The organism is Paenibacillus sp. oral taxon 786 str. D14 (assembly GCF_000159955.1).
Classification (GTDB): Bacteria; Bacillota; Bacilli; order Paenibacillales; family Paenibacillaceae; genus Fontibacillus; species Fontibacillus phoenicis.
Window position 1 is genome coordinate 435,972 of sequence record NZ_GG695971.1, and the last position, 6,131, is coordinate 442,102.

Genomic DNA, 6,131 nt, shown 5'->3' on the forward strand with positions numbered 1-6,131 from the left:
GCCGAATGCATCCGCGAGGTGCGGGCGGCGGTGCCCGACGCCGCCCTGATTGGCAGCGGCGGCCTGAACACCGGCGTGGACGCTGCCAAAGCGCTGGCGCTTGGTGCGGACCTGGCCGGGTTCGGCCGGGCGCTGCTCGAACCGGCAGTGCAGTCGGAGGAGCAGCTGGACGCGCTTCTGGAGCGCGTTGAGCTGGAGCTCCGCACTGCCATGTTCGGCATCGGCGCCGGGAGCATTCCGGCGCTGCGGAACACATCGCGGCTCGTGCGCCGCGAGTAGTGGGGGTGCATCGCGACCTTGAGGAAAGGGATGTTGGCCGATCGGCCGTTTTAATGGATTATCCCCCTTATTCAGGTATCCCTCTCATTCAGCTAGAAGTTGGTAGGGGATTACTTATCCCATGGGGTTCCGATTTGAACCGTGTGGGGTATCTTTGGGGGCTTTTTACGTAATTATCCCTTTCTGTCAGGGACGCCAGGAACATGGGAACCAAGGTTAAAACCCGCAACCCGACCGGCCCGACCAGTTAATGGTATCAAAAGAACGAATCTGATGTTCCGTGATGAGCGTTCCCTTCCTGAAGTTGTTTGCTCCCCTCTGGCTGATTCAGAGGGATAATGGTGAGAGGTCGGCCCAGGCAGGGGGCGTCCGCTGAACGGGCTGGCCCGTCATGTTTCAAATCGTCCAAGATCATATTCCATCATCCCGTTTCATAATTCCAACTAATCTAGTAAGAATTTGTTGCAATCGGACGGAATCCCTATTATATTGAAGGAAACACCGGTCTGCGTGACGGCAACCTGACATCTTCCTTCGATAGGGAAACGGCGACCGGTAAATACATATCTGCTGCAAACCTGGGTTTGTTGCGGGCTTTGATGTAAAGGAGAGGGAGATGGATATGAAACCTTCATTGTGGAAGTGGAGCACGAGAACGGTGGTAACCATCGGGATTGGCGCTGCGCTCTATGGAGCGACCAGTTGGATTGGCATCCCGATTGCGCCGGATACGCAGCTTCGGCCGGCGATCGCTTTGCTGGCGATTTTCGGTGCGTTGTTTGGGCCGGTTGTTGGCTTTATCGCCGGATTTATCGGACACGTGATCAACGATTTGATTACAAACGGCACCGTTTGGTGGGGCTGGGCACTTGGCTCAGGCATTACTGCGGCGTTTATGGGCCTGATTTATTTGGCTAAGGATTTCAACGCTCAGGAAGGGCAGATGAAGAAGAACCACGTGGCCTGGTTTGTGGTGTATGGGATTGTGGGGATCTTCGTTTCCCTGGCGTTTTCCGGGTATTTTGATATCTTCGTGATGGGGGAACCCAACGATAAAATTTTGGTTCAGGTCATTTCCGCTGGGCTGGCCAACTTAGCCGTGTTTCTCATTCTGGGATTACCGGCGGTGCTGGCTTATGTGAGACGCAACCGCAGCAACTCGAATTTAAGCGTGGATAGATAGGAGTTTACTGAAAAAATGCAGCCTGTCATAACTTTCCGACATTTCAGTTTTCGGTACAAAAATCAAAGCGAACCTACGCTAAAGAACATCCACTTAGAGATCGCACGCGGGGAGAAAATATGGATCGCCGGCCCCAGCGGCTCCGGCAAGTCGACGTTAGCCCATTGTATCAATGGGCTAATTCCCTTTTCATACGGCGGTGAAGTTTCGGGGCAGCTGCTGCTGGAAGGCCAAGATGCTTCGGCGATGACGATCTTCGAGCGCAGCCGCCGGGTCGGTACGATCCTGCAAAATCCGGATGCCCAGTTCGTTGGTCAGACGGTTGGCGAGGATGTGGCGTTCCAACTGGAAAACGAGGCGACTCCGCAGGATGTGATGAAGGAGGCTGTTTTTTCGGCGCTGGATCTGGTGGGCATGCGAGCCTTTGAAGCCCGGGGACCTCATGAGCTTTCCGGCGGGCAAAAACAGCAGGTATCGCTGGCCGGTGTATTGTCGACGCAAGCGGATATTTTGCTGTTTGACGAGCCGCTCGCGAATTTGGACCCAGCCAGCGGCGCCAAAGCGATGCGGCTGATTGACGAGATTCACCGCAACCAAGGAAAAACGGTCATCCTTATCGAGCATCGCGCCGAGGATGTGCTGCTGGAGCATATCGACCGCGTCATTGTCATGAACGAGGGGGAGATCACGGCGATTGGCATGCCGGACGAGCTGCTCGCTGCGGGGATCCTCCCTCAGTACGGCCTGCGCCAGCCGCTGTACTTGGACGCGCTGTGTCATGCGGGGCTGTCGTTGTCGAACTTCACCGGCTTGACTGACCCGGCGGCATTACGGCTCCAAGAACATGTGGTGATGCTGGATGGTAAGGGTGAAGGGAACGAGCAGGACGACAGTGAGCGGATGAAGGATGACAGACAGCGGACGGGTGGGAGTGAGCCTCAACTGCGGGAGCGGCTCGAGACCTGGGCGGCTTCGGTTCCGCTGGTTGTACGGGGCGGCGTCGGAGAGCCGCTGCTTGAGCTGCGCGGTGTGTCGTTTGCCTACGAGCCGGGCACGAATGCGGTGGAGGACGTCTCGCTGACCGTCCGTGCAGGTGAGACTGTGGCTCTGCTTGGCAGCAACGGGGCTGGCAAATCGACGCTGTCAGGGTTGATCACCGGCTTGCTTAAGCCGAATAAGGGCGAGATGCGCCTGTCCGGCGAGGTGATCAATGACTGGTCGATTCGCCGACGCGGCGAAGCGATCGGCTATGTGATGCAACACCCGCATCACATGCTGACCCAGCACATCGTGCGGGACGAGGTTCGAATTGGCCTCGCGGCACGCGGTGTACCCGAACCTGAGCGAGGGCGGCGGGCGGATGAGGCGCTGCGGATTTGCGGGCTGTACCCGTACCGCAACTGGCCGGTTTCCGCGCTGAGCTTCGGGCAGAAGAAACGGCTGAGCATCGCGGCCATCCTGGCGCTTCAGCCGAAGCTCATGATCTTGGACGAGCCGACGGCGGGACAGGATTATCGGCATTATACCGAATTTATGGAATTTATTGCCCGGCTGGCCGCGGAGGGAATGGCGTTCTTGTTCATCACGCACGATATGCATTTGGCGTTGGAATATGCGGATCGGGCAGCAGTGATGGCCGGGGGCCGGATTATCGCAGAGGATACAGTGGCACGGATTCTCGCAGATGGAGATCTAACCGCTAGGGCGAACCTGCGGGAGACGAGTCTGGCCCGCTTCGCGAAGGCTCAGGGGCTCACCTCGCCTTCGCGCTTTGTGGAAGCTTTTATCGCAGCGGAAAAGAAGGTGAAACGAGCATGAACCAAACGAGCGGATTATACGTTGCCGGGGAATCTTTCTTTCATCGGATGGATGCCGCCGTTAAGCTGATCCTGCTCTTGACCTGGACTGTCGTTACCTTCCTGTTCATGGATTTGCGTGTATTTGTCGTCATGCTGGCCGGCGGGGTTACGATGCTGCTGCTTGCCCGGGTTCCTTTCCGAAAAATGGCGCTTTTGTTTTGGGCTCTGATGGTTTTTACTGTGATTAACAGCATTTTTATTCTGCTGATTACGCCTCGCTTCGGCACGACGCTAACCGGAAGTGATACGCCGTTCATCCCGCTGGGCTATGATACGATTAATGCAGAAACATTGTTTTACGTGTTGACGCTGTCGCTGAAATATCTCACGCTGCTGCCGATCACGCTGCTATTTATCTTTACGACGCACCCCAGCCGTTTTGCAGCCAGCTTAAACAAGTTAGGCGTGCCTTACAAGCTGGCATATGCGGTCAGCATTGCTTTTCGCTACATTCCCGATTTGACAAAGGAATTCCGCACGATTCTCAATGCGCTGCAGATGCGCGGGCTCGGCATCTCCCGCGGCGATGGCACACTGCTGCAACGGGCGCGGAATTTAACGCAGGCGGTTGTGCCGCTGCTGCAATCTTCGCTGCAGCGGATCGAATCGGTGTCCGATGCCATGGACCTGCGCGGATTCGGCACGAAGCCGCGGCGAACCTGGTACATGGGCACCGTCATGACGGGAAGCGATAAGCTGATCGCGCTGCTGTGCGTCGTGTTGCTGGCGACCGGCGTAGGTCTGAAGCAAAGCTTGCTTCAAGGCTTTTGGTATCCATTTGGATAGATGATCGTGAGTGAATTAGGGTTCGGATGATTTGGAGACGGAGGGGGCCTATCTGTTCAGTGTGAAGGAGAAAGAACAGCAAACGCCTGTGGGCCATCTTTGGTTTAATGTGCTGGAGCAGGAAAAAGGTCCGGTAGCTTTTATCCTCGATATCTTGATCTATGATGAATTCCAGGGCCAAGGTTACGGCCAAGCGGCGATGACCGCGCTGGAGGAAAAGGTACGCGAATTGGGGTTGAATAGGATTGGCCTTCATGTGTTCGGACATAACCAGCGGGCGTTTCGTTTGTATCAAAAGATGGGTTACACGGTCACGGACATACAGATGTTCAAAACCTTGGAGCGTTATCCTTGAAATATTCCCGGCGTATCGTTACTATGGTTGAAGGAAGTTGAGCAATTACACGAATGAGGAGTTGTCAATGATATGGCTTTGAAAGCAGGCATTGTGGGTTTGCCGAACGTGGGGAAGTCCACACTGTTTAACGCGATAACCCAGGCGGGGGCGGAATCCGCCAACTATCCGTTTTGTACGATCGATCCGAACGTCGGCGTCGTGGAAGTGCCGGACGAGCGGCTCGACAAGCTGACCGAACTGGTGGTTCCGAATCGGACGGTTCCGACAGCTTTTGAATTTGTGGATATCGCCGGGTTGGTCCGCGGTGCGAGCAAGGGGGAGGGACTTGGCAACAAGTTCTTGGCCCATATCCGCGAGGTGGACGCGATCGTTCACGTGGTTCGCTGCTTCGAGGACGAGAACATTACGCACGTGGACGGCAAAATCAACCCGATCAGCGACATCCAAACGATTAACCTGGAATTGATCTTGGCTGACGTGGAGAGCGTGGAGAAACGGATTGAACGCGCCAAGAAAAATATGAAGGGCGGCAACAAGCAATACGCACAGGAAGTTGAGGTCCTGGAACGGATCAAGGAGGCGCTGTATAACGATCAGCCGGCGCGCAGCGTAGAGCTGACGGACGAAGAGAAGTTGATCGTGCGCGATTTGCACCTGCTGACGTTGAAGCCGGTGCTGTATGCTGCTAACGTTAGCGAGGATGGCGTAAGCGATGCGGACAACAATCCTTTTGTGCAGCAGGTCAAAGAATTTGCTGCGGCTGAAGGCGCCGAAGTCGTTCCGATCAGCGCCAAGGTGGAGGCGGAGATCGCGGAGCTGGAAGGCGAAGACAAGAAGATGTTCCTGGAGGAGCTTGGTCTGAACGCTTCCGGTTTGGATCGCTTAATCCAGGCAGCATACCGTCTGCTTGGCCTGTATACGTATTTCACGGCTGGCGTTCAAGAAGTTCGCGCCTGGACGATCCGCAAAGGCACGAAAGCGCCGCAAGCCGCCGGCGTGATTCACTCCGATTTCGAGCGCGGTTTTATCCGTGCGGAGGTTGTCTCTTATGAAGACCTCGTTGCTGCCGGTTCGATGAGCGCGGCGCGCGAACGCGGCCAGCTGCGGCTGGAAGGGAAAGACTACGTCGTCCAGGACGGCGATATCATGCATTTCCGCTTTAACGTATAGTGCAACTCGAGTAACAGCGAAGGATCACTGCCTCAGGGGCGCAGAATTTATGCGAACCCTGGGGCAGTTTTTTTATTTGCATTTTTTTACTTTCGAATAGTAAGTGATTCACGAGGGAGTGTACGGTATACCTTCATAATAGAAAATGAACATATGGGAGAAAATTGCATTGTTTTCATAGATTGGGCCCTGTTTTTGCTTATCCCCGTCATATTGTTTGGGTTGGCGCTGACCGTATGGGTCATTGTCGATGCTTGCTTGCTGCCTGGCATGGTCCGGAATTGGAACGCAAAGCTGGAGCAGTCGCTGATCGAACAAATCGCTGCCCTTCGCTCGCCGGCAGGCTTTACGAAGCCCGGCGCGGATGGGTTAGGGGAGGGCAGCCGCCCGCTTGACATCTAGGAAGCGGCGTTTCATCCATTTCATGAAAAGGCGCCCTTGCGGCGTCTTTTTTTGAGGTGGAAAGTTCCTAATTGGAAGTTGGAGGTCTGGGCGA

The 6,131-nt window shown here is 55.4% G+C and carries 7 protein-coding genes; all 7 read left to right on the forward strand.

Features of this window, described 5'->3' with window-relative positions:
- A partial coding sequence (locus POTG_RS04985; protein ID WP_009223714.1) for an alpha-hydroxy-acid oxidizing protein occupies nucleotides 1–279 on the forward strand: 279 nt, incomplete at its 5' end.
- Between the two features lie 622 nt (nucleotides 280–901).
- Nucleotides 902–1,462, forward strand: a complete 561-nt coding sequence (locus tag POTG_RS04990) for an ECF-type riboflavin transporter substrate-binding protein (RefSeq protein ID WP_036644327.1) — start codon at nucleotides 902–904, stop codon at nucleotides 1,460–1,462.
- Nucleotides 1,463–1,477: 15 nt separating this feature from the next.
- A complete protein-coding gene (locus POTG_RS04995) occupies nucleotides 1,478–3,280 on the forward strand; it encodes an ABC transporter ATP-binding protein (protein WP_009223716.1) in 1,803 nt (600 codons plus the stop codon).
- Nucleotides 3,277–4,107 (forward strand): energy-coupling factor transporter transmembrane component T family protein, encoded by an 831-nt coding sequence (locus POTG_RS05000; protein ID WP_009223717.1) that lies wholly within the window; start codon nucleotides 3,277–3,279, stop codon nucleotides 4,105–4,107. The genes POTG_RS04995 and POTG_RS05000 overlap by 4 nt, the downstream gene beginning before the upstream one ends.
- A gap of 31 nt (nucleotides 4,108–4,138) precedes the next feature.
- On the forward strand, nucleotides 4,139–4,462 hold the full coding sequence (locus POTG_RS05005; protein WP_009223718.1) for a GNAT family N-acetyltransferase: 324 nt from the start codon (nucleotides 4,139–4,141) through the stop codon (nucleotides 4,460–4,462).
- Between the two features lie 72 nt (nucleotides 4,463–4,534).
- Nucleotides 4,535–5,635, forward strand: a complete 1,101-nt coding sequence (gene ychF, locus POTG_RS05010; RefSeq protein ID WP_009223719.1) for a redox-regulated ATPase YchF — start codon at nucleotides 4,535–4,537, stop codon at nucleotides 5,633–5,635.
- 153 nt (nucleotides 5,636–5,788) lie between these two features.
- A complete protein-coding gene (locus POTG_RS05015; protein ID WP_009223720.1) occupies nucleotides 5,789–6,037 on the forward strand; it encodes a hypothetical protein in 249 nt (82 codons plus the stop codon).
- Nucleotides 6,038–6,131: the final 94 nt, after the last annotated feature.

Bases quoted from the DNA above. Each gene is read 5' to 3' on its own strand.
- POTG_RS04990 (WP_036644327.1), top strand. From the start codon at position 902: ATGAAACCTTCATTGTGGAAGTGGAGCACGAGAACGGTGGTAACCATC.
- ychF (WP_009223719.1), top strand. From the start codon at position 4,535: ATGGCTTTGAAAGCAGGCATTGTGGGTTTGCCGAACGTGGGGAAGTCC.
- POTG_RS04995 (WP_009223716.1), top strand. From the start codon at position 1,478: ATGCAGCCTGTCATAACTTTCCGACATTTCAGTTTTCGGTACAAAAAT.
- POTG_RS05000 (WP_009223717.1), top strand. From the start codon at position 3,277: ATGAACCAAACGAGCGGATTATACGTTGCCGGGGAATCTTTCTTTCAT.
- POTG_RS05015 (WP_009223720.1), top strand. From the start codon at position 5,789: ATGGGAGAAAATTGCATTGTTTTCATAGATTGGGCCCTGTTTTTGCTT.